The organism is Streptomyces roseus, from assembly GCF_001044425.1.
In the GTDB taxonomy this organism is placed as follows: domain Bacteria; phylum Actinomycetota; class Actinomycetes; order Streptomycetales; family Streptomycetaceae; genus Streptomyces; species Streptomyces roseus.
The window spans coordinates 1-26,557 of record NZ_LFML01000119.1 but is presented as its reverse complement, the minus strand read 5'-3'; the positions used below and the strand labels follow the sequence as shown (position 1 = coordinate 26,557).

Here is a 26,557-nt window from a genome sequence, read left to right as displayed (position 1 = left end):
GCACTCGGGGGGATTGTGGAGCGGTTGAAGGCCGGTGACCCGGCGGCGGTCGGCCCGTACCGGATCACGGCGCGGCTCGGCGCCGGCGGGATGGGGCAGGTCTACCTCGGGGAGTCGCGCAGCGGCCGGCGGGTGGCGGTGAAGGTCGTACGGCCCGAGATCGCCTCGGACCCCGGCTTCCGGGCCCGGTTCCGGCGCGAGGTGGAGGCGGCGAAGGCGGTCGGCGGGTTCTGGACGGCGACCGTGGTCGACGCGGATCCGGAGGCGGATACGCCGTGGGTGGCCAGCGACTACATCCCGGCGCCGAATCTCGCAGAACGGGTCAGGGAGAGCGGGCCGTTGGCGGAGGACGCGGTGTGGCGGCTGGGCGCGGGTCTGGCCGAGGCGCTGCACTCCGTACACCGGGCGGGCCTCGTGCACCGGGACCTCAAGCCCGCGAACGTCCTGCTGACGGAGAACGGGCCGCGGCTCATCGACTTCGGGATCGCCAAGGCACTGAACGGTGCCACCATGCTCACCCGGACCGGCGTGGCGATCGGCACCGCCGGGTTCATGTCGCCCGAGCAGGCGCAGGGCGCCCGTGTGGGGACGGCCAGCGACGTCTTCTCCCTCGGTACGGTGCTGTGCTTCGCCGCGACCGGGAGCATGCCGTTCGGGGAGGGCAGCGCGGCGCAGCTGCTGTACCGGGTCGTGCACGAGACGCCGAGCCTGGAACGCGTACCTGAGGGGCTCCGGGAGGTGCTGGGCGGGTGCCTGCAGAAGCGGGCGGAGCTGCGGCCGACGGCGGAGGAGGTGCTGTCCGCGCTGAGCGGGGGTGGTGCGGTGACCGTGGCGCCGCCGACCCTGCCGGACGCGCCCCCGGCTCCGGCCGCTCCTCCGGTTCGGCCTCCGGTTCCGCCTGCGGCCCCGCCTGCGGCCCCGTCACCGGTTCCGTCCGCGGTCCCGTCCCCGGCGCCGGTACCCGCACCGGCGCCGTCGCAGTCGCAGCCGGGGCCCGAGCCGGCCGCGGACGCCGTCCGGGATGCGGCTGCCGCCCGGTCGGTCCTCAAGCGGGTTCCGGCCGGACCCGTCGAAGTGCGGTACACCATGGGGCACATGCGGGTCGCGTTCGCGGCCGTGCTCGCGGCGGTCGTTCCGCTGTGGGTGGCCGTGCACAACTTCGTGGAGCATCCCGTCGTCGCCGTCGCGGCGGCCGTCCTCGCGGTGGCGCTGTTCACTCTGGGGGGACTGGCCATGGCGCGCGGCGACGCGGCGTGCGTACGGGTGGCGGGCAACGGGCTCCACTTCCTGCGTGAGGGCCATGAATGGAACGCGGCCTGGGAGGAGTTGAGCCGTGTCACCCTGAGGGTGACCCGCTGGGGTCTGCTCCAGGAGTTCGTCGTGGTGGGCGAACTGGCGCCCACGGCGACGAAGAACGTGGTCTGGGAACGCTTCCGTCCGCTGGGCCCCGGGTCCAGGGCCGCGATCACCACCATCCGCTTCCGCAACGAGGAGCTGGCACGGGCGGAGGTCGGACGGCTGCACGAGGCCTTGCTGCGCCACGCCGGTGAGCGCTACGCGTACGACGCCGGGCTGACCGCGGCCCTCCGCGCCCACTGACGGACCGCTCCGGCCCTCGGTCGCGGCAGGTTCCGGTGGGCCCGCCGACCACCGGGTCGATCAGGTGCCGGCGGGGGTCATCGGCCGGTACGCCGACTCCTCCTTCGCCCCCTGCTCCGCGACGCGGTGGGCGCGTTCGACCGCCTGGCCCCAGTAGGTGCCGGTGATCATGAGAGCGGCGCCCAGGAAGGCCCACACCGTGAGACATTCGCCGCCGAGGCAGATCCCGATCGCGACCGCCCAGATCGGTTCGGTGCCCAGCAGGAGGCTGGCCCGGCTGGCGGAGGTGCGCTGTACGGCCCAGGTCTGGGCGACGAACGCGAACACGCTGCAGAACAGGGCGAGATAGACCAACTGGGTCCAGGTGGCGGCGCCGCCGCGCGCCAGCTCCGGCAGGTGGGCGAGGGCGGGCGGCAGGAACAGCGCCGAGCCGACGACGGTCTGGACGGTCGTGAGGTGCATCGGGTCCACGGGGCGGTCGGCGGTGAGCCGTCCGACGAGTGCGACGTGCCCGGCCCGGACGACCGCGGCGGCGAGCATGAGCGCATCCCCCGGGCGAGGTGCGTGCAGTCCGGTGCCGGAGATGAGCAGCCCGACGGCCAGCACGCAGAGGCCGGCGGCGAGGAAGAACGCCGGGGGGAGCCCGGACCGTCCCCGGGCCCGGTCCATGAGCGGCGTGAGCACGATGGTCAAGCTGATGATCAGTCCGGCGTTGGCGGCGCTGGTGTTCGCCACCCCGTAGGTCTCCAGTACGAGGACGGCAGCCTGGGTGAGTCCCAGGAGCGAGCCGGCACGGATCTCCGCCCTCGTCCACCGGCGGCGCGTCCGGCGGCGTGCGGTGAGCAGGGCGCCGCACGCGAGCGCGGAGATCGCGTACCGGGCGAACAGGACCGCGAGGACCGGAAGGGCGACGGTGGCCGTCTTGGCGGCCAGATAACTGGACCCCCAGACGAGCGCGACCAGCAGGAGTACCGCATCGGTACGGCGGGCGACAGGCATGCCCCCACGGTGCACGACGAAGGATCTTGAAGGCTACGACCAACTTCTTAACCCAACCTGTAGCACTCCTACACTGTGGGCATGGACGAACGGCAGCTGCGGATCCTGCGGGAGCTGGGAGAGCTGGGAAGTGTCACCGCGGTGGCCGAGGCGCTGCGCGTGACGCCTTCCGCGATCTCACAGCAGCTGCGGCTGCTCCAGCGCTCGATCGCCGTGCCGCTCACCGAGCGCGCCGGCCGCCGGGTGGTGCTGACCGACGCCGGGCAGGCCCTGGCCGCGGCGGCCATCGAGGTGGAGAGCGCGCTGGCCCGGGCGCGGCACACCATCACCGACTTCGCGGAGCAACCGGACGGCGGCGTCTCGGTGGCGGCGTTCCACAGCGCGGGCTCCGCGTTCTTCCCGCTCCTGCTGCGCGGCCTGGCCGGGCCGGGCGGCCCCCGCCTGGCCCTCGCCGACGAGGACGTCGCCCAGGACCGCTTCCCCGCCCTCACCAGGGACTACGACCTCGTGCTCGCCCACCGCCTCGACCACGGGCCGCCGTGGCCGCGCGCGGTGGCCGCCACCACCCTGCTCCACGAGCCCCTCGACGTGGCCCTGCCCGTCGGCCACCCCCTCGCCTCCCGTCCGCGGCTGTCGCCGCAGGACGTGGCCGACCAGCCCTGGATCACGGTCCACGACGGATTCCCGCTCATGGCCACCATCGAGGCCATCGGCAGCGTCGCCAACCGCCGGCTCGACATCGTCCACCGCATCAACGAGTTCGCGGTGGTCGCCGAGGTCGTGGCCGCCGGCGGGGGTCTGGCGCTGATGCCGCGCTGGACCGCCCGTACCCACCCCGACCTGGTCCTGAGGCCGCTGAGCGGGGTGCACGCCCGGCGCCACATCGACGTGCTGCACCGCCCCGAGCGCACGGCGCGACGGGCCGTGCGGACGGTCCTCGCCGAGCTGCACCGGGCCGCCGCGTCGATCCGGGGCACGGCTCCGCACGTGTAGTTCGAATTTGAACGTTATGCTGGAGGCATCCCTATCGGGCCACACCATTCGAGCCACCGGGAGCGCTGCCCCATGTCCGTCCGCCGTCTGAACCACGCCGTGCTCTGGATCCGCGATGTCGAGCGCTCAGTCGCGTTCTACACCGACGTCTTCGGATTCCAGGTCGACCACCTGATCGCCGGTCGCGCCGCCTTCCTGAGCGCCCCCGGCAGCCACAACGACCACGACCTCGGACTGTTCTCGGTCGGCGCCGACGCGCCCGGTCCCGAGCAGGGCCGGGTCGGCCTCTACCACCTGGCCTGGGAAGTGGGCACGCTCGGCGAGCTCGCGGAGCTCGGGCAGAAGCTGACCGAGCGCGGTGCGCTGGTCGGCGCGAGCGACCACGTGGTCTCCAAGTCCTTCTACGCCAAGGACCCCGACGGCAACGAGTTCGAGGTGATGTGGCGCGTCCCCCGCGAGGACTGGCCGGCCGGGGACTCCGACACCCGTCCTGGACCGCTCGACCTGCCCGCGGCGATAGCGCGCTGGGGCGCGGACCTCGCGACGGGTGCGGCGGCGGGCTCGGCCACCTGAGCACTCGGCCACCTGAGCCGGAGGGCGGCCCGTCGCGCGCCGGCTACCGGCGCGGAGGCCGGTTCGCCCGGCGGTACGTGCGAGGAGGGCGCGCCAGGAGGTGCCCTCCTGGTGAAGGGCCCGGCGCAGGGTGCGCGGGCTGACGTGGACGTCCCTGCCCGCGTCGGCGGGGCCGACGGCGTCGAGCGGGGCCCGGTCCAGCCAGGTGCGGACGCGCTCCGCCGGCGGCACCGATGTGGACAGCTCGCGCAGGAGCCGGTCCGCGTAGTCCCGGTGCAGGGCTCCGAGTTCGCGGTCGTACGGGGCCCGGGGCCGGTCGAGGTCGCGGTTGTCCACGGTGATCGCGTTCTCGGCGGCGTCGAAGGCGACGGCGCAGCCCAGGACCCGGGCGTACGGTTCGGCGGAGCCCGTACGGGCGTGGGCGAAGGAGACCGACAGCGGGGCCCAGCCGTCCCCCGCGATCCAGCGGGCGGCTCGCACCATGCCGGTGAGCACCGCCTCCACCTGCTGCGGATGCATCGTGGCCGGGTCGACGGTCGGCCGGTACCGGACGCGGGTCGTCCGGGCACCGCGGTGCGCGGTGACCGTGCCGGCCTGGCTGACCAGGGGGTGGTAGCGGACCGCCGCTTCGACGGCATCCGCGAGGCTCGCGCAGGTGAGGACCACGTGGCCGAGCACGTGCAGGCTGCCCGGCTCGATCGCGTCCCCGACGCGGAGCCCGGCGTGCGGATCGCCCCCGCGGCGAGAAGCACCGCCGACGCCGATCACCGCGTCCCACAGGGCCCGTACCTCGGTGAACGGGAGCCGGTCCAGGGGCGAGGCCCAGGCGCCGGGCCCGGCCGGGCCGCCCCGCCCAGCGGCCGCGTCGAGGGCGCCACCGGCGTCGGGGGCGGCGCTCAGGACGGCGCGCACGTACGACGCCGCGACGGTGGACGGCGCTTCCGTCGGAGCGGTGTGCCACGGCGTGCTGCTGGCCGCGCGGGTGAAGGACCCGCTACTACCGGACGTACGCGGCGACCGTCCAGGCGGAGGTCACCGCGGCCCTCGCCGAACCGGACCACTTCCTGGCAGGCCCTGCGCTGCCCGTCCGGGACACCGCGGCGCGCCCCGGCCGCGGATTCACCGTACGGGACGGCAACTACGTCTCCGCGCGCCGGCCGGGCGACTGCCACCGCCTGGCGGCGGACCACCTCGCGATGGTCCGCTCCCACCGGCGCAGCGCCGCACCCGCCCCCACGGAAAGCGGGTAGCCGGTACGGCCGTCGCCCGGCCGGGGGGTGAGGGAAGCGGGTGAATCTTCATTTAAGATTCAGGGCGGCCTCGGGACTGCGGATCGTCGCTCGAAAACGGCGACCGCGCAACGGTCCGGACGGGGCCGCCTGACGCTGATCATGAGGATCCCGGGGAATCGCGCGAGCGCCGGCGTGCGTCCGCGCGACGTGGGTCGCCCAGCCCACCCGCCCACGAACAGAAGATCCCCAGGGGAGAAGTGAGGTATGCCAGTGATCTGCGTCGGAGGCATGATCGGAATCGGCAAGACGAGCGTCGCCGAACTGCTCGCCAAGGAGCTGGGCAGCGAGGTCTTCTACGAGAGCGTGGACGACAACCCGATCCTCCCGCTCTTCTACACGGCGAGCCCCGAGGAGATCCAGGCGAAGCGCTACCCCTTCCTGCTCCAGCTGTACTTCCTCCAGACCCGGTTCGCGGCGATCAAGGAGGCGTACAAGCAGGGCGACAACGTCCTCGACCGCTCCATCTACGAGGACTGGTACTTCGCCAAGGTCAACCACGACCTGGGCCGGATCAGCTCCCTCGAGATGCGCGTCTACGAGGGGCTGCTCGAAGAGATGATGCGCGAGATCGACGGCCTGCCGTACCGCAAGGCCCCCGACCTCATGGTCTACCTCAAGGCGGACTTCGAGACGGTCCTGCACCGCATCGGACTGCGGGGCCGTGACTTCGAGCAGGACGAGGGCCTCATCGCGTACTACCGGACGCTGTGGTCCGGCTACGACGACTGGGTGCACAAGCACTACTCGGCCAGCGAGGTCCTCGTCATCGACATGAACCACACGGACGTGGTCAACAGGCCCGAGGACGCGGCCCGCGTGGCCCAGGAGGTCAAGGACGCCCTGGCGGCGGTCGGGCACCGGAACTGACCCCGCCGGGGCGCGGCGCCGGTCAGGTCTGGGCGGTCGGCCGGACCACGATCTCGTTCACGTCCACGTCCGCGGGCTGTTCGATGGCGTAGGCGACGGCCCGCGCCACCGCCGCCGGCTCGATGCCGACCTCGTCCCGCATGCGCGTGATGTCGCCGCGGACCCGTTCGTTGCTCGACGCCTCGGCGAAGTCGGTGGAGATCAGGCCGGGCGAGACGGTCGTGACCCGCAGCGTCGGCCCCGCCTCCTGCCGCAGTCCTTCGCAGATGGCCCGTACGGCGACCTTCGTGCCGGCGTAGACGGCCATCGCGGGTACGACGCGGTACGCGGCCGTGGACGCCGTGGTGACGAAGTGTCCGCCGCCCTGGGCGCGGAACACGGGGAGGGCCGCGCCGATCCCGTGCAGCACGCCCTTGATGTTGACGTCGACCATGTGGTCCCACTCGTCGGTGCGCAGGTCGTCCAGCGGCGAGATCGTGCCCACCCCGGCGTTGCCGACGAGGATGTCCAGCCGTCCGAACCGCTCGACGGCCAGGGCGACCAGGGCGCGGAGGTCCTCGATCCGGGTCACGTCCGTACGCAGGTGGACCGCCTCACCGCCGGCCTTCTCGATCCGCGCGGTCAGTTCCGCCAGACGCTCGGTGCGGCGTGCGCCCAGCACCAGCCGGGCGCCGCGCTCGGCGAGCAGCAGGGCGGTCGCCTCGCCGATCCCGCTGCTCGCCCCGGTGATGGCCACGACCTTGCCGGTGATGCCCGACGTGACGGGTCCTGCGGTGCTGCTGCGCATGTCGTTTCTTCCCTCTTTCGTCCAAGCCACCGCTGTCGACAGCCATGGCCAGTGTGCCGGGGGGCTTAGCCTGGTATCCAGAGCCGGTTTATTCTGGAATCAGAGGTGGTAGTTCCATGCCGGAGAGCGGCCCGTCCGACGTCCAGGAGCGCCGGCGCGACCTCGCGGCCTTCCTGCGCAGCCGCCGCGAGCGCATCACCCCGCGCGAGGCGGGTCTGCCGTCGACCGGCCGTCGCCGTACCCCGGGACTGCGGCGCGAGGAGCTGGCCCTGCTCGCCGGCATGAGCGCCACCTGGTACACGTACCTGGAGCAGGGCCGGGACATCCGCGTCTCGGACCAGGTCCTGGACGCCTTGGCCGTCGCCCTGCGTCTCGACGCCCACGAGCGCGACCACCTCCTCCGGCTCGCCGGACGCGCACCGGCCGCCGAGGAAGCGGGGCCCGTGCCCGTGGCCCCGGAGGTGGCGGCCGTACCCCTGCTGCTCCAGCCGCATCCCGCCTTCCTGATCGACGGCACGTACGAGGTGCTGAGCCACAACCCGGCCACCGAAAGGGTGTTCCCCGGGCTCGTCACCGCGGACGGCCGCCGGCCGAACTTCGCGCGCTGGACCTTCCTGGAGCCGCGGGCGCGGAAGGTCCTGGTGGACTGGGAGCCCGAGGCGCGGGGGCTGCTCGCGCGGGTGCGCTCCCTGGCCGGCGCCCACCCCGGGGATCCGCGCTTTCGTCGGTTGGTCGAGGAACTGCACGAGGACAGTGCCGAAGTGCGGGACTGGTGGCCGCGGTTCGAGGTCGAGGCGCGCGGGGGCGGGCACAAGCGGCTGCGGGCGCCGGACGGCGGGGTGGTCACGTACGCCTATACGGCGTTCCACGCGGCGGGGCGGCCGGAGCAGACCCTCGTGATCTACGCGGCGCCGAACGCTCCGTCATGACGGCTTCGGGTGAGGGCTCCGGGCTGGGCGCGGGCGCGGGCAGCCGGGCGTCTCGTGTTCGCCCGCACCACGTCGCGCGGTCTTCTGCACGGCTGCGGAGGAGCGGCGGCGAGAGCGTGTAAGAAGGGAAGAGGCGGACTCGAACCTTCCGGAAGGAAATCCGTGACGCGGCGACAGCGGTTCATGGGCGAGCGTCACCGTTGGTGGGTCCTCTCCGTGATGACCTGCGCTTCGTCGATGGTCGCCATCGACGCCCTGGTGGTGCTGGTCGCTCTTCCCACCATCCAGCGGAGTCTGGACGTTTCGACCGTCGCACTGCAGTGGGTCATCAACGCGTACCTGCTCAGCTTCGCCTGCATGAGCCCGATCGGCGGACGCGTCGGCGACGCCTTCGGGCACGAACGCGCCTTCCGCTTCGGTACCGTGCTGTTCGTCGTGGCCTCGGTCGCGGCGGGTCTGGCCCAGACCGACACCTTGCTCATCGCCGCGCGCGCGGCCCAGGGGGCCGGTGCGGCGATCCTGCGGCCCGCCTCCCAGGTGCTCATCATCAAGGAGTTCGGGCGCCGGGAGCGGGGCCAGGCGATGGGCATCTCGTCGAGCGTCGCCACCCTCCTGTACGGTACGGCCCCGCTGATCGGCGGCGTGCTGACCACGGCGTTCTCCTGGCGCGCGATCTTCTTCGTCAACCCGCCCCTGGGCATCGGCGCCCTGGTCCTCGCGCGTCTTCTGCTCACGCCCGAGCCACGGCGGCGCGAACGGGTGGACTGGACGAGCATCCCCCTGTTGATCGGCGCCCTGGTCTGCCTGGTCCTCCCCCTCATGCAGGCGCGGTCCTGGGGGTGGGCCTCGCCCGCCGTCCTCTCGCTCCTCGCCACCGGAGCCGTGCTGATGACGCTCCTGGTGGTGCGCGAACGGCGGCGGCCCGAGCCGCTCATGCACTTCGAGCTGTTCGAGAACCGGGAGTTCGCGGTGGCGGCCGGCGTCATTTCGGCGGTCCGGTTCGCGTTCGTCGGGTTCGCGGTGTTCGGGGTCGTGTGGCTTCAGGACGTCGTGGGGATGTCGCCCTTCGAGGCCGGTCTCGCCGTACTGCCGCTCACCCTCCCCACGGTGGTCTTCGCGCCTCTCGGCGGACGGCTCTACGACCGCCTGGGGCCGCGCGTCCCCCTGGGAGCCGGGATGGTCCTGTGCGTGGGGGCCCTGGCGTGTTCGGCGGTGGAACTGCACCGGCAGCACTACGGCTGGCTGGTGCCCTTCTACTGCGCGATGGGCATCGGGATGGGGCTCTGCGTCAGCCCGGCCTGGATCACCGCGCTCAACAACACCTCCATGCGGATGCGCGGCAGCGCGGCCGGAATGCTGCAGACCGTCCGGGAGGTCAGCGCGGCCCTCGGTCTGGCGGTCATGGGCGCGATCGTGGCGCACCTCCAGGGCGGCCGGCTGGTCCGGATCCTCCGGGAGGACGGCCGTATCGCCGCCGGCGGCTTCGACCGGGTCGAGCGGTCCATCGGGAAGGCGGTGGCGGCGACGCAGCAGGGTTCGCCCCTGCCCGCCGGGATCCCGGCGGACCTGGTCCCGGCCCTCAAGGCCGTGGTCACCGGCGCCGTCTCGGCCGCGTTCTGCGTCGGCGCGGCGGTGATGTTCGTGGCGGCCTCGGCGGTGGCCCTGCTCCCCGGGAAGGCGGAGTTCTCCGAGCCGGCCGGCGGCGAGGACGATCCCGCGTGAGTGGGAGGGCCCTGCCCGCCCCGGGCCCCTGCCCGAACCCCCGGAGAAAAAGCGGAGGCAAGGAGAGACCTCTCCTTGCCACTCTCAACATATAGCGCACAGGGGGGCTTGCCACAAGGCCCCGGTCACGGCGCAGAATCAACGGCCGATGCCACCACCTGCGGAAATGAGGGCACGACGTGCGTGTGCTGTTGGCGAAGTACCGGAGGAACATCGGGACGAGGGCGGGCGCGGCCGCCTCGGAGGTGTCGTGATGAGCGAGCGCGAGCGGTACGTGTTGGCCCTCGACGAGGTCGGCGAAACGCAGGCCGCGCTTGTCGGCGGCAAGGGCGCGCACCTGGGCGGGCTGTCGCGGATCGAGGGCGTCCGGGTGCCGCGCGGCTTCTGCGTGACGACGTACGCCTTCCGGCGGATGCTGGCGCAGGCTCCGTCGATCGCCGATCTGCTCGACGAGCTGTCCCGCGTGAACCCGGACGACCGGGAGGCGATCCGCACCCTCGGCGCGCGCACGCGCCGGACCATCGAGGACACCCCCGTCCCGGACGATGTCGCGGCGGCGATCTCGCAGGCGCTGGCCGGGTTCGGCGAGCAGGCCTCGTACGCCGTCCGGTCCAGCGCGACGGCGGAGGACCTGCCGACGGCCTCCTTCGCCGGCCAGCAGGACACGTACCTGAACGTGATGGGGCCGGAGGCGATCCTCCGGCACATCAGCCGGTGTTGGGCCTCGCTGTTCACCGAGCGGGCCGTGGCCTACCGGCAGCGCAACGGCATCGACCACCGTACGGTCCACATGGCCGTGGTGGTGCAGCGGATGGTGTTCCCGCAGGCGTCCGGCATCCTGTTCACGGCCGACCCCGTCACGGGCGACCGGAAGGCCGCCACCGTGGACGCCGGCTTCGGGCTCGGCGAGGCCCTGGTCTCCGGCCTGGTGAACCCCGACGTCTTCACGGTGCGGGACGGCGAGGTCGTCGCCAAGGCGATCGCCGCCAAGCAGCTCGAGGTGACCGCCCTGCCGGACGGCGGGACGCGGGAAGTGGAGGTCGACGCGCGGCGGCGGGAACAGCCGGCGCTGACGGATGCGCAGGCCGTACGGCTGGCAGGGCTCGGGCGGCGGATCGAAGCGCACTTCGGCAGCCCCCAGGACATCGAATGGTGCCTGGTCGACGACGAGTTCGAGATCGTGCAGAGCCGGCCGATCACGACGCTGTTCCCCGTCCCGGAGAGCGACGACGGGGAGAACCACGTCTACGTCTCCGTCGGCCACGGGCAGATGATGACCGACCCCATGAAGCCCCTCGGGTACTCCATGTGGCAGCTCACGGCCATGGTGGAGATGCACGAGGCCGGCGGCCGGCTGTTCGTCGACGTCACCCGGCGCCTGGCTTCGCCCGCGAGCCGCGCCGGACTTCTGGACGCCATGGGCAAGGGCGATCCGCTGATCAGGGACGCCCTGGAGACCGTGCTCGACCGCGAGGGCTTCGTGCCGGTGCTCCCGGACGCCGGTCCCGGCGGGCCGCCGCCCGGTGGGGCGCCCGCCCCGATCGAGACCGATCCTGCCCTGGTCGCCGGGCTGATCGAGCGCAGCGAGGCGTCCATCGCCGCCCTGGAGCGCGACATCCGGACGAAGAGCGGACCGGCGCTCTTCGAGTTCCTGCTGGAGGCCTTCGAGGAGCACCGGCGAGCGCTCGCCGATCCGCTCAGCATCCGGACCGTCATGGCCGGGATGGAGGCCACGTGGTGGCTCAACGACAAGCTGCGGGAGTGGCTGGGCGAGAAGAACGCGGCCGACACGCTGACGCTCTCCGCCCCCGGCAACATCACGTCGGAGATGGGCCTGGCGCTGCTCGACGTCGCGGACGTGATCCGCCCGCATCCGCAGGTGGTGGCGTTCCTGGAGGCCGTCCGGGACGAGGACTTCCCGGACGGGCTGGCGAAGCTGCCCGGCGGGGCCGAAGCACGCGACGCCGTCGAGGCCTACCTCGACCGGTACGGCATGCGCTGCGTCGGCGAGATCGACATCACGAGGCCGCGGTGGCGCGAGCGACCGGGCACGCTCGTGCCGGTGATCCTCGACAACGTGAGGAACTTCGAGCCGGGGGCGGCCCGCCACCGCTTCGAGCAAGGCCTGGAGAAGGCACGGGCGAAGGAGCGGGAGGTGCTGTCCCGGCTGCGGGCCCTGCCCGACGGCGAGCGCAAGGCCGAAGAGACCAAAGCGATGATCGACCGGGTCAGAACCTTCATCGGATACCGGGAGTACCCCAAGTACGCGATCATCAGCCGCTACTTCGTCTACAAGCGGGCCCTGCTGGAGGAGGCCGAGCGCCTCGTGCGGGCGGGCGTGATCCCCGAGCGGGAGGACGTCTTCTACCTCACCTTCCGGGAGTTCCACGACGTCGTGCGCGCGAACCGGCTGGACGACCCGCAACTCCTCCAGCGACGCAAGGAGGCCTTCCGCTCGTACCACGCGCTCACTCCGCCCCGGGTGCTCACCTCGGACGGCGAGGCCCTCACCGGGGCGTACCGGCGCGATGACGTACCGGCCGGCGCCCTGGTGGGTGTACCCGTCTCCGCCGGGACCGTCGAGGGGAGGGCCCGCGTCATCCTCGACATGGCGGACGCCGATCTCGAAGAGGGCGACATCCTGGTGACGCCCTTCACCGACCCGAGCTGGTCGCCGCTGTTCGTCGCGATCGCGGGCCTGGTGACGGAGGTGGGCGGCCTGATGACCCACGGCGCGGTGATCGCCCGCGAGTACGGCCTGCCGGCCGTCGTGGGCGTGGAGCGGGCCACCCGGCTCATCCGGGACGGACAGCGCATCCGCGTGCACGGAACCGACGGGTACGTGGAAATCCTGCCGTGACGGCGCGCCCCCGCGGGGCGCGCGGCCGTTCGGGGTACTCGGGTGGGCCGTATGGTCCTCGGCCGTGGGCGTGGGGCCGGGCACGGGGTGCTCGCGCTGCCTAGCGTCGGCCGCGCAGGGATCGTACGTCGCTGTCGCGCGCTGCGGGAGGTCTTGATGTCGGGTATCGCGGTCTCGGACACGTCCGGACGGGGGCGGGCGCGGCGGGGCGGGGGCGCGTGGTGGGCGCCGGCCAGGGTCGGGTTCGCGGGACTGGCGCTGCTGGCCACGGCCGTCGTCCCGAGCGCCTCGGCGACGACGCGGCCCGTCCCCGCGCCTGCCGGAACCTTCGCCTACGTCGCCAACGGCCTCGCGGGCAGCCTGTCGGTCATCGACACCGCCGACAACACCGTCACCTCCACCATCGACGTGGGTGACGACCCCAACGGCGTGGCGGTCAGTCCGGACGGCAGCCTCGTCTTCGTCGCCAACAGGCTGTCCGACACGGTGTCGCTGGTCGTTCCCGCCGTGGGCGGATCCCTCTCCGTACCCGTCGGCGACAACCCCGTGGGCGTGGCGGTCAGCCCGGACGGCACGCGCGCCTACGTCACCAACACCATCTCGAACAACATGACGGTGATCACCGCCGACGAGGTCCCGCCGTCCGTCATCGCCACCGTTCACGTCGGCACCCGCCCCCAGGACGTGGCGATCGCCCCGAACGGCACGCGCGCGTACGTCGCCAACCTCCTGGACGGGACCGTGGCGGTGGTCGACACCACCACCGACACCCTCCTGGCCGCCGTCCCCGTGGGCCAGCTCCCGCAGGGTGTGGCGACGAGTCCGGACGGTGCGCGCGTGTACGTCACCAACTTCGGCGACGGCACGGTGTCGGTGATCGACACCGCGACCGACACCGTCCGCTTCACCGTCCCCATCGGGAACGACACGAGCCCCGCCGACGTGGCGGTGAGCCGGGACGGCACCCGTGCCTACGTCGCGAACTTCAGCACGGACAACGTGTCGGTGATCGACACCACCGCCAACCCGCCGGCCGTCATCGCCACCGTCCCCGTCGGGGAGGAACCCCTCGGCGTGGCCCTCGCCCCGGACGGCGCGCACGCGTACGTCACCGGTTCCATGGACAACTCCGTCTCCGTGATCGACACCGCCACCCGGACGGTCACCCGCACCATCGGCGGCTTCGCCATCCCCTTGGGAGTGGCGGTCGGAACCAGAGGGGTCGGTGCGACCCCGACGAGCCTGACGCTGACCGCGGAGCGGACCGGCAAGGGTCACGAAAACGGGCACGAAAACGGGCACGGGAACGAGAACGGGCACGGCAACGGGAAGGAGTCGCCGGGCGTCCAGGGCGATCGCGGTCTCACCCTGAAGGCCCGGCTGACCGTGGGCGGCAGGCCCCTGGAGGACGGAAGCGTCCTGTTCACCCGCGACACCGACGTGTTGTGCGCCGATACGACCGACAGCCGCGGCCGGGCCACGTGCGCGGTCCGGGGCAGGCCGGACGACGACGACTGCTACACCGCGACGTTCACCGGCGACGAGACCCACGCGGTCGCCACCGCGACGACCTGTACGGACCGACGCGCGGCGGCGCAGCGCACGGATCGGAAAAGGTGACGTGTTCTGTCAGGTTTGACGTGAACGATGAGTGTCATGGAGAACGAGGAGAAGACCAAGCAGAGCGCGGGCCGGGCGGGACACGAGGGCCCGGCCCGTCCGCTCGCCGGCCGGATCGCGCTCGTCGCGGGGGCCACGCGCGGTGCGGGCCGGGCCCAGGCCGTCGAGCTGGGCCGGGCGGGAGCGACGGTGTACGTCACCGGCCGCACGACCCGGACGCGTGTCAGTGAGGTGGGCCGGACCACGGAGACGATCGAGGAGAGTGCCGAGCTGGTCACCGCGGCCGGCGGCACCGGCATCGCGGTGCCCACCGACCACCTCGACGAACAGCAGGTACGGGCCCTCGCGGAGCGGATCGACCGCGAGCGGGGGCGGCTCGACATCCTGGTCAACGACCTGTGGGGCGGCGAGCACCTCCTGGCGAGGTCGGTGTTCGGGAAGAAGAGCTGGGAGACCCCGCTCGCGGACGGCCTGCGGATCCTGGAGCTCGGCGCCCGTTCGCACGTGATCACCGCGGCGCTGCTGCTGCCGCTGCTGATCCGTTCGGATGCGCCGCTGCACGTGGAGGTCACCGACGGCACCGCGCACTTCAACCGCCGCTACCGCGAGAACATGTACTACGACCTGGCGAAGAACGCCCCGATCCGGCTCGCGTTCGGGCTGGGCCAGGAGCTGGCGGAGTACGGGGGCGCCGCGGTGGCGGTCTCGCCGGGCTTCTTGCGCTCGGAGCAGATGCTCGCCCACTTCGGGGTGACCGAGGAGAACTGGCGCGACGCGATCGCCCGGGACCCGGCTTTCGCGATCGCGGAATCCCCCTGGTTCCTGGCCCGCGCGGTCGCGGCGCTGGCCGCCGATCCGGATCGCGCGGAGCGGTGGAACGGCAGGTCCACCTCCAGCAGTGAGCTCGCCAAGGCGTACGGGGTGCGGGACGTGGACGGCAGCCGGCCGGACGTCTGGGCGTACTTCGAGGACGTCGTGTACGGCGGGAGGGACGGCTCCGCCGAGGACTACCGCTGACGCACGCCCGACCTCCGCCCGTCGTCCGGTTCGGCCGCGCCGTAGCGGGCGGCCAGGGCCGAGGCCTGCTCGCGGAAGCGGGCGCGCAGTGCGGCCGGGGCCAGTACCTCGGCGTCCGCGCCGAGCCGGGCCAGCTGGTCGAAGGCGACCTCCTCGGACTCCGTCGGCAGGTCCAGGGTGACCAGGCCGGAGGGGTCCGGGGCCGTCGCGGAGGCCAGGGCGTCCCCGATGGCGGCCCCGTCCGCGACGAAGGGCAGCCGGCGCAGTCCCCGTGCGGTGAGCTTCACCCGCACGGTGGTGCGCAGCAGCGTACGGGCGAAGGCGGCGGAGCGTTCCTCCCAGTGCGCGGCCAGGTCGAAGGACGGGTCGCGGACGAACGGCTCGTCCCGGTCGGCGGCGGGGGTCAGGGCCGTGACGCGGTCGACGCGGTAGGTGCGCCAGCCGCCGTCGCGGTTCGCCCCGCGGGGGATGCGCGCCACGAGGTACCAGGTACCGGCCTTCAGGACGAGTCCGTACGGCTCCACGACCCGGGACACCGGCGCGGGCGCGCCGCCGTCGCGCCCCGGCCTCGTGTAGGAGAGTTCGACGGCCCGGTCGGCCCACACGGCGCGGGCCAGCTCGGGCAGGACGTCGGGGGTGGGCGGTTCGCGGAACCAGGCGGGTGCGTCGAGGTGGAAGCGGCGTACCGAGGATTCGGCGGCCTCGCGTAGGGACGGGAGCAGGGTCGCGGTCAGCTTCAGCCGGGCGGTGTCCGCCGCGGCCGACAGCCCGAGGTCCCGCAGGGCCGACGGCAGCCCCGACAAGAACAGCGTCCCGGCCTCGTTCGGGTTCAGGGTGGTGAGACGGGTCCGGTGGCCGGGGGCCAGGAAGTAGCCGCCGGCGCGGCCGCGCTCGGCCCGGACCGGGATGCCGGCCTCCTGCAGGGCTTGGGCGTCGCGGATCACGGTCCGCTCGGAGACCTCCAGTGTGCGGGCGAGGGCGGCCGCGGTCTGGCCGGGGGTGGACTGGATGAGGAGGGCCATACGGATCAGGCGGGCGGCGCGCATGCTCCAAGGATCACGGACGGCCGGTCACCCGTGTGGTTCCTGCCCTGACCGCCTCGGCGGCGGTCCGTGGACCGGCGCCGGCGCCTTCGGGTGCCTTAGCCCCTGAGCCCGGTCAGCCCACCGGAACCGACCGCTCCTTGTCCTCGGCCGAACCGAAGTGCCCGGTGTCGCCGTACCCGTTCACCTCGGCGCGGTGGTCGGTGCGCCGCGGCCGGACCGGCCACCAGATCGAGCGGCCCAGCAGCGCCGCCAGTGCCGGAACCAGCACGATCGACAGGAGGAACGCCGACAACATGATCCCGAGCGCCGTCGCGAAGCCGATCTCCTGCGTGCCCGGATTGGGGTTGACGGCCAGGCTGCCGAACGACGCGGCCAGGACCAGGCCGGCCGTCGCGATGGCCGGAGCGGTGTGCCGTACCGCCCGCGCCACGGCCGCCCGGGCCGGACCGGGCTTCTCCATCTCCTCCCGTATCCGGTCGCTGATCAGGATGTTGTAGTCGGTGCCCAGCGCGACCACGAACAGGAACAGCACCAGCGGCAGCATGAAGTTCACCCCGGGCCGGTCCAGGAGGTTCTGGGAGACGAGCGCGGAGGCGCCGAGGGTGGCCACGAAGCCCAGGCCGACGGAGACCATCAGGACCAGGGGGGCGAGCAGACTGCGCAGGAGCAGGACCAGGATGAGCGCGATCAGGCCCGCGGCCACCGGGAAGACCAGCTTCAGGTCGCCGGACACGGCGGACGAGATGTCGGCGAAGAGCGCCGCCGTACCGCCCACGTGGGCCTCCGTGCCGGCGGGCCGGTGCGCGGCCACCGCGTCCCGGAGCGGTCCGGACACCAGGTCGCGGGCCTGCTGTCCCTGCGGATCGGCGGTCAGGAACACGTCGATGCGCGCCGCCCTGCCGTCCTGGCTGGGTACGGCCGGGGCGACCTGGCCCACGCCGTCGATCGCTGCGAGCGCCTTCGAGAGCCCGCCCAGCGACCCGGTCGCGACCTTGCCGCCGCCGGAGGCGGTGACGAACACGGTGGTGGGTTCCGAGACCCCGGCGGGCAGGGAGCGCGAGATCTCGGCCGCCGTGCGCGCCGCGGCCGTACTCGCGTCGCCTCCGCCGCCGGGCCCGTAGTCGGTGTGCATCCCGGCCAGGCCCGCGGCCAGCGCGCCGAGCAGGGCCAGCGAGGCGAGCACCATCGTCACCGGACGCGCGGCCACCCGGCGGCCCACCCGCCCGGCCATCCCCTCCGGGGGCTCGCGGCGCAGGCCGCGCGAGGGCCAGAACATCTTCCGCCCGCTGACGGCCAGCAGTGCAGGCATCAGGGTGAGGCTGCCCAGCAGCATCACGAGCACGGACACGGCGATCGCCGGGCCGAGCACCCGGAACTGGCCGAAGGACGCGACCGCGAGGGTGGAGAACGCGGCGACGATGGTCAGCGCCGCGGAGGTGACCGCCGTGCCGACCCGGCCGGCGACCTCGGCCGCCGCGGCGCGCCCGGTCTGCTCGGGCCGGCTGCGCAGCTGCTCACGGAAGCGGAACAGCAGGAAGAGGAAGTAGTCGATCCCGATCCCGATCAGCACCACGTTGATCAACTGCGGGGTCGAGGCGTCGAGTCGGATGCCGGTGAGCAGGGAGGTCCCGACCACCACCCCGGCGGCCGCGCCGCCGATCACCGACACGACGAGGAGCGGCAGCAGTGCCGCGAGGAGGCTGCGGAACACCATCACGTGCAGCAGCACGATCACCGCGAGCATGGCGATGCCGATGATCATGGAGCGGGTCTTCTCGGCGTCGGCGGTGTCCACGCTGTCCGCGAGCCCGGCCGTGAACCCGGTCCGCAGCCCGGCCTCGGTGAACTCGGCGCGGGCCTGGTCCCGGAAGGCCCGGTACAGGTCCTGCATCCCGGGGTCCATGGGATTGCCGGTCAGCTCGACCGACAGCAGCCGAAAGCTCCGGTCCGGGGCGGTCATCGCCGGGCTGACCCTCGGGACCTGGGTGTGGTCCTCGGCCATGGGCAGCGTGTCCTCCGTCTTCGGCATCGCCACCTCGCGCCGTGCGAGCTTCGCGGCCTCGGCGTCGATCCTGCGCTCGTCGGACCCGGTCAGCTTCGCCCCGTCCGCCCGGGCCACCAGCATGGTGAGCGGGTTGGCGTCGGGCTTGAAGCCGAAGTGCTCCTCGGCGATCTCCAGCGCGGCCGCCGAATCGTAGGTGGCGGGCAGGAACTCGCCCACGCTGGGCTGGGTGGCGCGGAAGAGGAACGCCTGGCCGAGGACTGTCATGGCAATGCCCAGCACCGCCCAGAGGGCGATGACCTTCCAGGGACTTCGGGTGGCGAAGCCGGTCAGGGCGCGGATCACAGGGTCCTCCGTAACTCGATCGACCGGGTGTTCCCGGACGTCGTCCAGCTCATCAGCGCCCGCGCCGCGAAACGTCGTGACCGGGAAGGAACCCGCACCCGGGACCGCGGTCCGGCGCACCCCCCGGACCAGGACCAAAGTCCTGGTCCGGGCTCCCCCTGCGGGCTGGGAGCCCACCGCAGCGCCGCTGCGAGAATGGTTCCCGTACGCGAATGGCGGTGCCCCGGTACGGATCCGGCGGGCCGGTGACGGAGGGGGACCGGCGGGCATGCCGATACGCAGTGGGCGCCGGGACGGCGACGGAGGGGCGAAGGCGCGCGGACCGGTCTTCGACTGGAGCCGCAATGACGCGCTCGTGGCCATCGGGGCGGCCGTGAACGACCTGATCGGCTATTCGCTCGGCGCCGCGGACGACGGCCGGCCCCTCACGGTGCAGGCCCTCGTCCTCGTGGTCCTGGGCGCGGTCTGCCTGCTGGCCCGCCGGGCCAGGCCCGTGACGGTGCTGTGCGCCGTCCTCGCGCTCGGCGCCGCGATGAACCTGACCACCCCGCAGGGCCCGCACTTCTCCGCCGCCTACATGGTCGCGCTGTATACGGTGACCCGCCTGCGCGGCCCCGTGGTCACCGCCGTGGTCGCCGTCGCGACCGTACCGGTCACGATGATCAGCGGTAGCTACGGTGACTCCTCCGTCCTGACGGGACTGCTCGGCAACACGGTCGCGGTGGTGCTCATCGTCGGCACCGGGCTGGTGGTCCGGCGCTGGCAGCGGGAGTCCGATGCCAAGCGCACCCTGCTGGCGGACCGGGCGGTGGCCGAGGAACGCCGGCGGATCGCGCGCGAGTTGCACGACATCGTCGCGCACCACATCACCACCATGCAGCTGATGGCCGGCGGCGCCCGGGCCAACCTCGCGCACGACCCGGACGTCGCCCGCGAGGCCCTGGTCACGCTGGAGGACTCCGGGCGGATGGCGCTGCGGGAGATGCGGCAGCTCCTGGACGTCCTGCGGGCCGGGGAGGAACCGGATCAGACGCCTCCGGCACCGCAGCCCGGGACCGGGGACCTCGACCGGATCATCTCCGAGTCCCGGCTGGCCGGCACGCCCACCGAGTTCACCGTGCGGGGTACCGCCCGCCCGCTGCCGCCGACCGTCGGGCTGACGGTGTTCCGCATCGTCCAGGAGGCGCTGACCAACGCCCGCAAGCACGCGGTCGGAGCCCGTGCCCACGTACGGCTGACTTACGGAGCGGAGGGCGTCGAGGTGGAGGTGCGCGACGACGGCGCGGGCGGGCCCCGGCCGGGGGCCTCGCGGGCAGGGGCCTCGCGGACCGGGGCTTCGCGGGCGGGCGCCGGCAGCGGGTACGGTCTGATCGGAATGCGGGAACGCGTCGCGCTGCAAGGCGGCACCCTGGAGACCGGCTCGCACGAGGGCGGCGGATTCAGGGTGGCGGCCAGGCTCCCGGCGGCCGACCCGGGGGGAGACCGAGAGGACCTGCGCGGATGATCCGTGTGCTCATAGCCGACGACCAGCCTCTGGTACGGCGTGGCCTGGCCCTGATCCTGGCGCCCGACCCGGCGTTCGAGGTGGTGGGCGAGGCCGAGGACGGCGCCCGGGCGGTCGCGCTGGCCCACGAACTGCGGCCCGACGTGGTCGTCATGGACATCCGGATGCCCGTCCTCGACGGAGTCCAGGCCACCGAGGAGCTGGCGCGGACGCTGCCGGAATCGCGCGTCCTGGCCCTCAGCACCTTCGACATGGACGAATACGTGGTCGCCGCCCTGCGCGCCGGCGCGTACGGCTTCCTTCCGAAGGACATCTCCCCGGAGGAGCTCATCGCAGCGGTCCACACCGTCCACACGGGCGAGGCCGCCGTCGCGCCCCGCCTGCTCACGCGACTGATCTCCACGTACGTACGGTCCTCCGCGCGGCCGCGCCCGACGGCAACGGCGACGGCAGCCGCCCCGGACGGCCTCACCCCCCGCGAGCTGGAGATCTGGCAGCTGATGGCGACCGGGCTCGACAACGCGGAGATCGCCGATGACCTGGAGATCAGCGTCTCCACGGTCAAGAACCACATCACGGGCGTCTTCACGAAACTCGGCGTCCGCGATCGCGCCCAGGCGGTGATCGCGGCGTACGAGTCGGGACTCGTGGCGGCGGGGCACCGCAGCGGCTGACCTGGTGCGAGCGGCGCCCCGACCGGGCCGGCCGGGCCGATCCTCGTCGGGGTCGACGACAGGCATGTTCACCGGGCCCTGCACGGTCCGCCCGACGCCCGGCGGTCACGCCGCTTTTGGGCCGCGAAAACGCAAAAGACGCTCGGCCGGGTTCCGGTGAGCGTCTCGCGTATGTGTGCGTGTGGTGCCCGCGTCGTCGGGCGGTCACTGGTGGCTTAGTACCAGTGGTGGGCCTGCCAGAAGTTCCAGGCGCCGACGGGGCTGCCGTAGCGGGAGTTCATGTAGTCCAGGCCCCACTTGATCTGGGTGGCCGGGTTGGTCTTCCAGTCCGAGCCCGCGGAGGCCATCTTCGAGGCCGGCAGGGCCTGGACCAGGCCGTAGGCGCCGGAGGAGGCGTTGGTGGCGGTGTGGTTCCAGCCGCTCTCGCGGTAAACGATGTTGTTGAACGCCGCGAACTGCGCCGGGTCCTTGATCATCTGCTGGGCGATCGCCTTGGCACTCGTCGGGGCCGCCTGGGCGGGGACCGTGGCGAGCATGGTGCCGGCGACGCCCAGGGCGACGATCGAACCGGTAAGGGTCTTCTTGGAAGCGGCGATGCGGCGGATGACGGACTTCGACACGGAGGAAACCTTCCGACGGGGACAAGAACGGTCGCCGCACGCCGAAGGCATGCGTGAGCCACTCACACGGTGGAGAGGGGTTCGTCAGCGGCGGGCGATCCGCCCGGGCCGCCTGGCGACACATCCAGTTCTACTCAGCCCCCGGCACCCTGGCAAAGGCCCCGCCTACTACCCGCCTACGCAGCCGGCCGTCCCGCCGACACCCTCGACCGCGCCGGCGTCAATGCAGGTGGGAACCTCCGCGAGAGGGTCGCGGAGCCGCCTCTGACAGCTCCTAACTCGCCTCGTATGTGACCTGCGCCCTATGGGACGCCTCACCCCGGGACCCCCCGGATCTCACCGAACGTCACCGGCCGTACCCCTTTGAGGGAGAGATCCGGCGGTGGGCGGCGGCGCCCAGAGCGGCTCCCAGGGCGGGCGCCAGGAGGTAGATCCACAGGCCGGTGGTGGTTCCGGACATGAGCGCGGGCCCGAATTGGCGGGCGGGGTTGGCCGCGCCGCCGCTGAGGGGGCCCAGAACCGCGATGATCGCGCAGACGAGGAGCGCCAGGACCCAGGGGAACCACCGCTCTCGGGCCGGGCGCGCGAGGAAGAAGCCGATCATGAGGGTGATGAGGACCAGGCAGGCGCCCTCGGCCGCGAAGACGGCCCAGCCGTTCCACGAGGGCGCCGCGGCCACGGCGCCGTAGCCGACCCGGGCGACCGCCGGCCCCCAGGCCAGGCGGGCCAGTACCGTCCCGGCGAACGAACCGCTCAGCTGCGCGAGGACGTACACCGCCACGCTCCGGCCGGGGAAGGCCTTCAGCCGCCACAGGGCGAGGGTGATCGCGGGATTCATGTGCGCGCCGGAAAGACGTCCCCACGGGGAGCGGATCAGCCCGAAGACCATCGTCCCGGTGATCGCACCCACCACGAGGAGGGCCGTGCGCAGGTCCGCGAGGACGAGCGGGGAGGCCGGATCGAGTACCCAGCGCATGACCGTGACCACGGCGAACATCAGCGTCGCCGTCAGGGCGAACTCGTACAAGGGCCAGCCGTCGCGGGCGGGCCCGGTCCACACGGGCGCCGGGCCGGATCCCGCGCGCGTTCCGGGTGAAGCGGCCGGGGAACCGGTCCTGGACGTCTTGGCTCCGCTCATGTTCTCTCCCCTCGGTCGGGACTGCGGCGTTCGCGTGTGCGCACGAAGTGCCCGTCGAGGAAGCGTGCGCCACCGCCAGCCGCGGGACGCGCGTACACGCCGACGGCCGGGGCCGGGCGCGGACGAATCAGGCGGTATGGCGGTACGGGTGCGTACGGGTGCGCGGCTCGGGAGGGGGTGGCCGCGGCGCGGGAGCGAGTGCGGCCGCCGCCCCGGCGCGATGGGTCGGTGGCGGGAGATTGGCCGGTACGCCATGCCCCGAGCCGGCGGTGCACAGCGCCCGCCGGCCTTCCCCGCCGCTCGACGGAACCGACTGTTCCGGCCTCCGTGGCCGCGGCCACGAGCGGCGATCGCGATGGCTCCCCCGGGCGGGCGCGGCCCGCACGGCCGCCGGCCGGAGACCGGCGGTCTGCCGTGAAGTGACGGACATGACGAGACAACTGGCCAACGTGACATGGGCAGTTGCCGTCGATCCCGACTGCGCGGAGACTCGTTCTGCGCCACCCCGCTCACCCAGATGGACCTGACCACGAACCATCTGTTTCCCCAGGGGCACTTCGCCCGTCCCCCGCGGGCGCCGGCCACCGGCGCCGTCTTCGCGGTACCGCAGTCCCTCAGAACCGAGAGGAAATCCGCATGTCCGAAAACTCCGCCACCCCCGGGTACGACGACCTCGACCTGGACCTGGACCTCGACCTCAGCGAGCTGACCGTCACCGCGCTCAGCGACACCGCCGCGCTGCCCGAGAACGGGGCCTCTTGGGGCTCCTGCTCCTGTCAGGGCTCGTCCTCCTGCGCCCAGCCGCAGGTGGAGACGCCCAACGTCTGACGGCCGTGACGAGACCGCTCCCGCGCGGCCGGCCCACCCGGGCCGGCCGCGCGGGCGGCGGCCCGAGCCGGAGGACAGCTCACTGGCCCAGACCGCACCACGGGAGCCCGCCTTGCCGTACCCCGCCCAGCCAGTCGCACCGCAACGCGTCGCGCCCGTGCCGGGGACCGCTCGCCCGACGGCGGTGGCTCCCGCCCGCACCGTCCCGTACGCGCTGGTCCGCACCACGGTGACCCCGTACCCCGCACGGTCGGCGGAGGGCGCCCGGCTGCGGGACCTGCTCGACCGGCTCACCGCCCTCACGGCACAGCAGGACGCACTGCGTGCGGACCTGTGCGACGACCTCTTCGCCTCCCGGCCGGGGCACGACGAGGAGTTCCACCGCCAGGTGGTGCTCCCGCTGCGCCGGGCGCTGCACAACGGCCGCGTCCCGCGTCCCGCCCTGCTGGCCCGCCTCGCCGATCTGCCCGTACGGGTGCCCCGGCTCGGGGCCTGGCTGGACCTGTGCGGGCTCCGCGCCGCCCTCCTCACGGAGCTGGCGGCCGCCGCCCCCGACGCCCTGGCCGCCGAGCGTTCGGCCCTCGCGCAGCTGTGCCGCTCCCCCGCCTTCACCCGGGCCGTCGCCCTCACCAGCGCCGACCTGCTGCGCGCGGTGTCCCGGGCCGCCCGGGACGAAGGCGGGCGCAGGGCCCGCAAGGAGGAGCCCTCGGTGCTGCGGCACGCCCTGCGCGCCAGTACGAAGACCAGCCCGCTGTCGTGGTTCACCGCCGTGGGCTGGTCCGGCGGCCCCGGCCCGGCGGACCGGCCGCGAACGGCGCCGCGGTCCGTGGTGCGCGAGCACCGGGCGCTCGTCGAGGCACTCGCCGCCGCACTGGTCGACGCACCTCGCCGCCGGCGCACCCTCGCCCACCGCATGACCAGCAGTGCGCGGCACACCGCCGACGGGCGGGCCCTGTACACGCGGGACCACACGCTCTTCGCGGGCGGCCGGTACCTGATCACCCACGAGGAGTCGGTCGAACTGGCCGTCCGCCCGGCATTGACGGCGCTCGACGCGCTGGCGGCCGAGCCCGCGCCCCTCGACGGGCTCGCGGCGCGGCTCGGCCCCGTCCTCGGCCGCGCCGGCACCGACCCCGCCGTCGTGCGCTTCCTCGACCAGCTCGCCGACGGCGGTCTGCTGGTCCCGGTGGACCCCGTCGATCCGCAGCACCCGTACCCGTTGCGTGCGCTGGCCGACTGGTTGCGCCGGTGGCCGCAGGACGCGGCCCTGGCCGACCGGGTGGAGCGGCTCGCCGCCGACACCGCCGGGTTCTCGAACGCCCGGGCGCCGGAGCGGCCCGCCCTGCTGGCCGAACTGGCGGAGCGCTGGCGCTGCCTGCTGGCCGACGCCGGCCGGCCCGTACCGGCCGATGCCGCCCCGTTGACCGTGCTCTCCGAGGACGTGCTCTCCGACGGGGCGGGGTCCGACGACACGGGCTCCGACGACGTGGGCTCCTCCGCCGGGCCCGCGCCCACCGCAACCACCGTGCCGACCCGCCGGTCCGGGGCGCGGACCGGCGAGGACCTGGCTCCCGCCGACCGCCTGACCGGCGCGGACCGGACCGTTCTCGGCGAACTGACCGCCCTGGCGGAGCTGTTCGACCTGGGCCACCTGATGCGGCGAGCGGCACTGGAGCGCTTCGTCGCCCGCTACGGGCGCGGGGGGACCTGCCCGACGCCCTGGGAGTTCGGCCCCGACACGGCTTCCGCGTGGGAGGAGGCCGCGCGCCTCGCCGTCCGGCCGTCCGACGACCCGGGACTCCCCCGCGAGCTGGCACAACTCGCCTCTCTGCGCGAGGAGTTCACCCGGCGGGTACGGGAAGCGGCAGCGGATTCGCCCGGCGGCCCGGCCGAGGAGCTCGTCCTGCCCGCCGAGGAGGTCCGCGGACTCGCCGGCCGGCTGCCCGGCTGGACCTCCGCCCGCCCGCTGAGCTACGCGTGGTTCGTCCAACGGGCCCTCCCCGGCGGCCTGCTCTGCGTCAACCACGTGTACGGCGGCTGGGGCCGCTTCACCAGCCGCTTCCTCGACGACCTGCCCCCGGGCGCCGCCGCCCAGGTGTCCCGCGCGATCCGCCGCGGTCTGGGCGACGGCGCCCGGGCCGCCCAGATCCGGCCGGTCGGGGGCTTCAACGCCAATCTCCATCCGCTGCTGGTCGACGAGGAGATCGGCCCCGACCGGTTGCGGAGCACGTTCGCCGAAGCCGACGTGGAGCTGGTCCACGACACGGCCCGCGACCAGCTCCGGCTGCGGCTGCGGGCGACCGGCGAACCCCTCGACGTCCTCTACCTCGGCTTCCTCGCCCCGGTCATGCTGCCGCAGCGCCTCGCACCGTTCCTCTGCGACCATCCGGGCGGCGTCGTCGACTTCCGGCGGCTCCTCCCCCGCCACACCCTGGCCGCCCCCGGCGGTGAGGTGCGGCGAACACCCCGGCTGCGGCACCGCCACGCGGTACTCGCGCGCCGGCGCTGGCACCTGCCCGCAGGGGTGCTCGCCGCGCTCCGCGCCGACCTCGCGGCCGACCCGGACGTGATCCCGGCCGCCGCCGCGGCCCGTTGGCGGGCCCTGCTGCAACTCCCCGAACAGCTGTTCCTGCACGCCGTTCCGCAGCCCGCCGCCGGGCGGCCCGCCGAGGACTTCGTACGGAGTCTGGGCGCGCCGAAGCCGCAGGCCCTCGACCTGGGCAACGCCCTGCACCTGCGCTGCCTCTCCGGCTGGCTGGCCCGCCATCCGCGCGGGGTGGTGTTGGAGGAAGCACTGCCCGTCTTCGGCGGCCGGAGCCGGCCCGCGCATGCCGTGGAGCTCGTCACCGAGACGTACCGGCCCGCACGCCCCGCCCGGTCGGACTGAACCCCCGTGCCGGCCCCGCCCCCCGCCCCGCCCGCGCCACCCGTCCCGGCGTGTCCCGCTCCCCTTCCGTCCGTCATCCGTCGAGGAGACACCCCATGAACGCCCCGGTCACCCGCCCGGACACCGCCCGGCCCGCCGCGCCCGCCGCCACCGACCTCGACGTGGTCGTCTACCACTACGAGCCGGTCAAGACGCCGCTCCTGCGCGAAGCGGTGCTGCCCCTCGCGCGGGAGGCCGCCGCGGACGGGCTGAGCG

19 protein-coding genes and 1 pseudogene are annotated in these 26,557 nt (G+C 73.5%); 13 read left to right on the top strand and 7 right to left on the bottom strand.

Annotation, left to right across the window (positions count from 1 at the left end; genetic code table 11):
* The first annotated feature begins 15 nt into the window (after window positions 1-15).
* Window positions 16-1,599: a serine/threonine-protein kinase gene (locus ACS04_RS39570; RefSeq protein WP_245236553.1), complete on the top strand. Its 1,584-nt coding sequence runs from the start codon at window positions 16-18 to the stop codon at window positions 1,597-1,599.
* Between the two features lie 60 nt (window positions 1,600-1,659).
* Here the strand turns inward: ACS04_RS39570 and ACS04_RS26175 are convergent, their stop codons facing one another.
* Entirely contained in the window at window positions 1,660-2,598 is a 939-nt protein-coding gene (locus ACS04_RS26175; RefSeq protein WP_048479238.1) for a DMT family transporter, read from the bottom strand.
* A gap of 81 nt (window positions 2,599-2,679) precedes the next feature.
* Here ACS04_RS26175 and ACS04_RS26170 point away from each other — a divergent pair, with 81 nt between their 5' ends.
* The gene (locus tag ACS04_RS26170; RefSeq protein ID WP_048479290.1) at window positions 2,680-3,591 is read left to right on the top strand and encodes a LysR family transcriptional regulator; all 912 of its coding nucleotides are present in this window, start codon (window positions 2,680-2,682) and stop codon (window positions 3,589-3,591) included.
* Window positions 3,592-3,663: 72 nt separating this feature from the next.
* Window positions 3,664-4,164 (top strand): VOC family protein, encoded by a 501-nt coding sequence (locus tag ACS04_RS38355; protein ID WP_078865352.1) that lies wholly within the window; start codon window positions 3,664-3,666, stop codon window positions 4,162-4,164.
* Between the two features lie 369 nt (window positions 4,165-4,533).
* On the opposite strand, the pseudogene ACS04_RS40500 reads toward ACS04_RS38355, so the two are convergent.
* Window positions 4,534-4,932: pseudogene (locus ACS04_RS40500) on the bottom strand (AraC family transcriptional regulator ligand-binding domain-containing protein); the annotation flags it as partial.
* 728 nt (window positions 4,933-5,660) lie between these two features.
* Here ACS04_RS40500 and ACS04_RS26160 point away from each other — a divergent pair.
* Window positions 5,661-6,323, top strand: coding sequence for a deoxynucleoside kinase (locus tag ACS04_RS26160; protein WP_048479236.1), 663 nt, complete (start codon window positions 5,661-5,663; stop codon window positions 6,321-6,323).
* A gap of 22 nt (window positions 6,324-6,345) precedes the next feature.
* On the opposite strand, the gene ACS04_RS26155 is transcribed toward ACS04_RS26160, so the two are convergent.
* A complete protein-coding gene (locus tag ACS04_RS26155) occupies window positions 6,346-7,110 on the bottom strand; it encodes an SDR family oxidoreductase (RefSeq protein WP_048479235.1) in 765 nt (254 codons plus the stop codon).
* Window positions 7,111-7,226: 116 nt separating this feature from the next.
* On the opposite strand from ACS04_RS26155, the gene ACS04_RS26150 reads away from it, so the two are divergent.
* The 5 genes from ACS04_RS26150 to ACS04_RS26130 all read left to right on the top strand — a co-directional run bounded on the left by ACS04_RS26150 (window position 7,227) and on the right by ACS04_RS26130 (window position 15,258).
* Window positions 7,227-8,039, top strand: a complete 813-nt coding sequence (locus ACS04_RS26150) for a helix-turn-helix transcriptional regulator (RefSeq protein WP_048479234.1) — start codon at window positions 7,227-7,229, stop codon at window positions 8,037-8,039.
* Between the two features lie 162 nt (window positions 8,040-8,201).
* Entirely contained in the window at window positions 8,202-9,761 is a 1,560-nt protein-coding gene (locus ACS04_RS26145; RefSeq protein WP_158977515.1) for an MFS transporter, read from the top strand.
* Window positions 9,762-10,014: 253 nt separating this feature from the next.
* The gene (gene rph / locus ACS04_RS26140) at window positions 10,015-12,621 is read left to right on the top strand and encodes a rifamycin-inactivating phosphotransferase (protein ID WP_209441781.1); all 2,607 of its coding nucleotides are present in this window, start codon (window positions 10,015-10,017) and stop codon (window positions 12,619-12,621) included.
* A 156-nt stretch (window positions 12,622-12,777) separates the two neighbouring features.
* The gene (locus ACS04_RS35855) at window positions 12,778-14,241 is read left to right on the top strand and encodes a beta-propeller fold lactonase family protein (RefSeq protein WP_063839306.1); all 1,464 of its coding nucleotides are present in this window, start codon (window positions 12,778-12,780) and stop codon (window positions 14,239-14,241) included.
* Between the two features lie 36 nt (window positions 14,242-14,277).
* Entirely contained in the window at window positions 14,278-15,258 is a 981-nt protein-coding gene (locus ACS04_RS26130) for an SDR family oxidoreductase (RefSeq protein ID WP_048479231.1), read from the top strand.
* Here the strand turns inward: ACS04_RS26130 and ACS04_RS26125 are convergent.
* Complete coding sequence (locus ACS04_RS26125; RefSeq protein WP_048479230.1) at window positions 15,249-16,304, bottom strand: helix-turn-helix transcriptional regulator; 1,056 nt, start codon at window positions 16,302-16,304, stop codon at window positions 15,249-15,251. The genes ACS04_RS26130 and ACS04_RS26125 overlap by 10 nt on opposite strands.
* Before the next feature lie 112 nt (window positions 16,305-16,416).
* Window positions 16,417-18,651 (bottom strand): MMPL family transporter, encoded by a 2,235-nt coding sequence (locus ACS04_RS26120; RefSeq protein WP_053080948.1) that lies wholly within the window; start codon window positions 18,649-18,651, stop codon window positions 16,417-16,419.
* Window positions 18,652-18,919: 268 nt separating this feature from the next.
* On the opposite strand from ACS04_RS26120, the gene ACS04_RS26115 reads away from it, so the two are divergent.
* Both ACS04_RS26115 and ACS04_RS26110 read left to right on the top strand, forming a co-directional pair.
* Window positions 18,920-20,155 carry a sensor histidine kinase gene (locus ACS04_RS26115; RefSeq protein ID WP_048479229.1) on the top strand — a complete coding sequence of 412 codons (1,236 nt, stop codon included), beginning with the start codon at window positions 18,920-18,922 and terminating at the stop codon, window positions 20,153-20,155.
* Window positions 20,152-20,829, top strand: coding sequence for a response regulator (locus tag ACS04_RS26110; RefSeq protein ID WP_048479228.1), 678 nt, complete (start codon window positions 20,152-20,154; stop codon window positions 20,827-20,829). The genes ACS04_RS26115 and ACS04_RS26110 overlap by 4 nt, the downstream gene beginning before the upstream one ends.
* A 215-nt stretch (window positions 20,830-21,044) precedes the next feature.
* Here ACS04_RS26110 and ACS04_RS26105 read toward each other — a convergent pair whose 3' ends face one another.
* Complete coding sequence (locus ACS04_RS26105; protein WP_483414642.1) at window positions 21,045-21,449, bottom strand: aggregation-promoting factor C-terminal-like domain-containing protein; 405 nt, start codon at window positions 21,447-21,449, stop codon at window positions 21,045-21,047.
* Between the two features lie 346 nt (window positions 21,450-21,795).
* A complete protein-coding gene (locus tag ACS04_RS26100; RefSeq protein WP_078865348.1) occupies window positions 21,796-22,587 on the bottom strand; it encodes an MIP/aquaporin family protein in 792 nt (263 codons plus the stop codon).
* A gap of 636 nt (window positions 22,588-23,223) precedes the next feature.
* Between ACS04_RS26100 and ACS04_RS26095 the strand changes: the two genes are divergently transcribed.
* Together ACS04_RS26095 and ACS04_RS26090 are read left to right on the top strand one after the other, a co-directional pair.
* Window positions 23,224-23,415 (top strand): thiazolylpeptide-type bacteriocin, encoded by a 192-nt coding sequence (locus ACS04_RS26095; protein WP_048479225.1) that lies wholly within the window; start codon window positions 23,224-23,226, stop codon window positions 23,413-23,415.
* A 157-nt stretch (window positions 23,416-23,572) separates the two neighbouring features.
* Entirely contained in the window at window positions 23,573-26,302 is a 2,730-nt protein-coding gene (locus ACS04_RS26090) for a lantibiotic dehydratase (protein ID WP_048479224.1), read from the top strand.
* Window positions 26,303-26,557 lie beyond the last annotated feature (255 nt).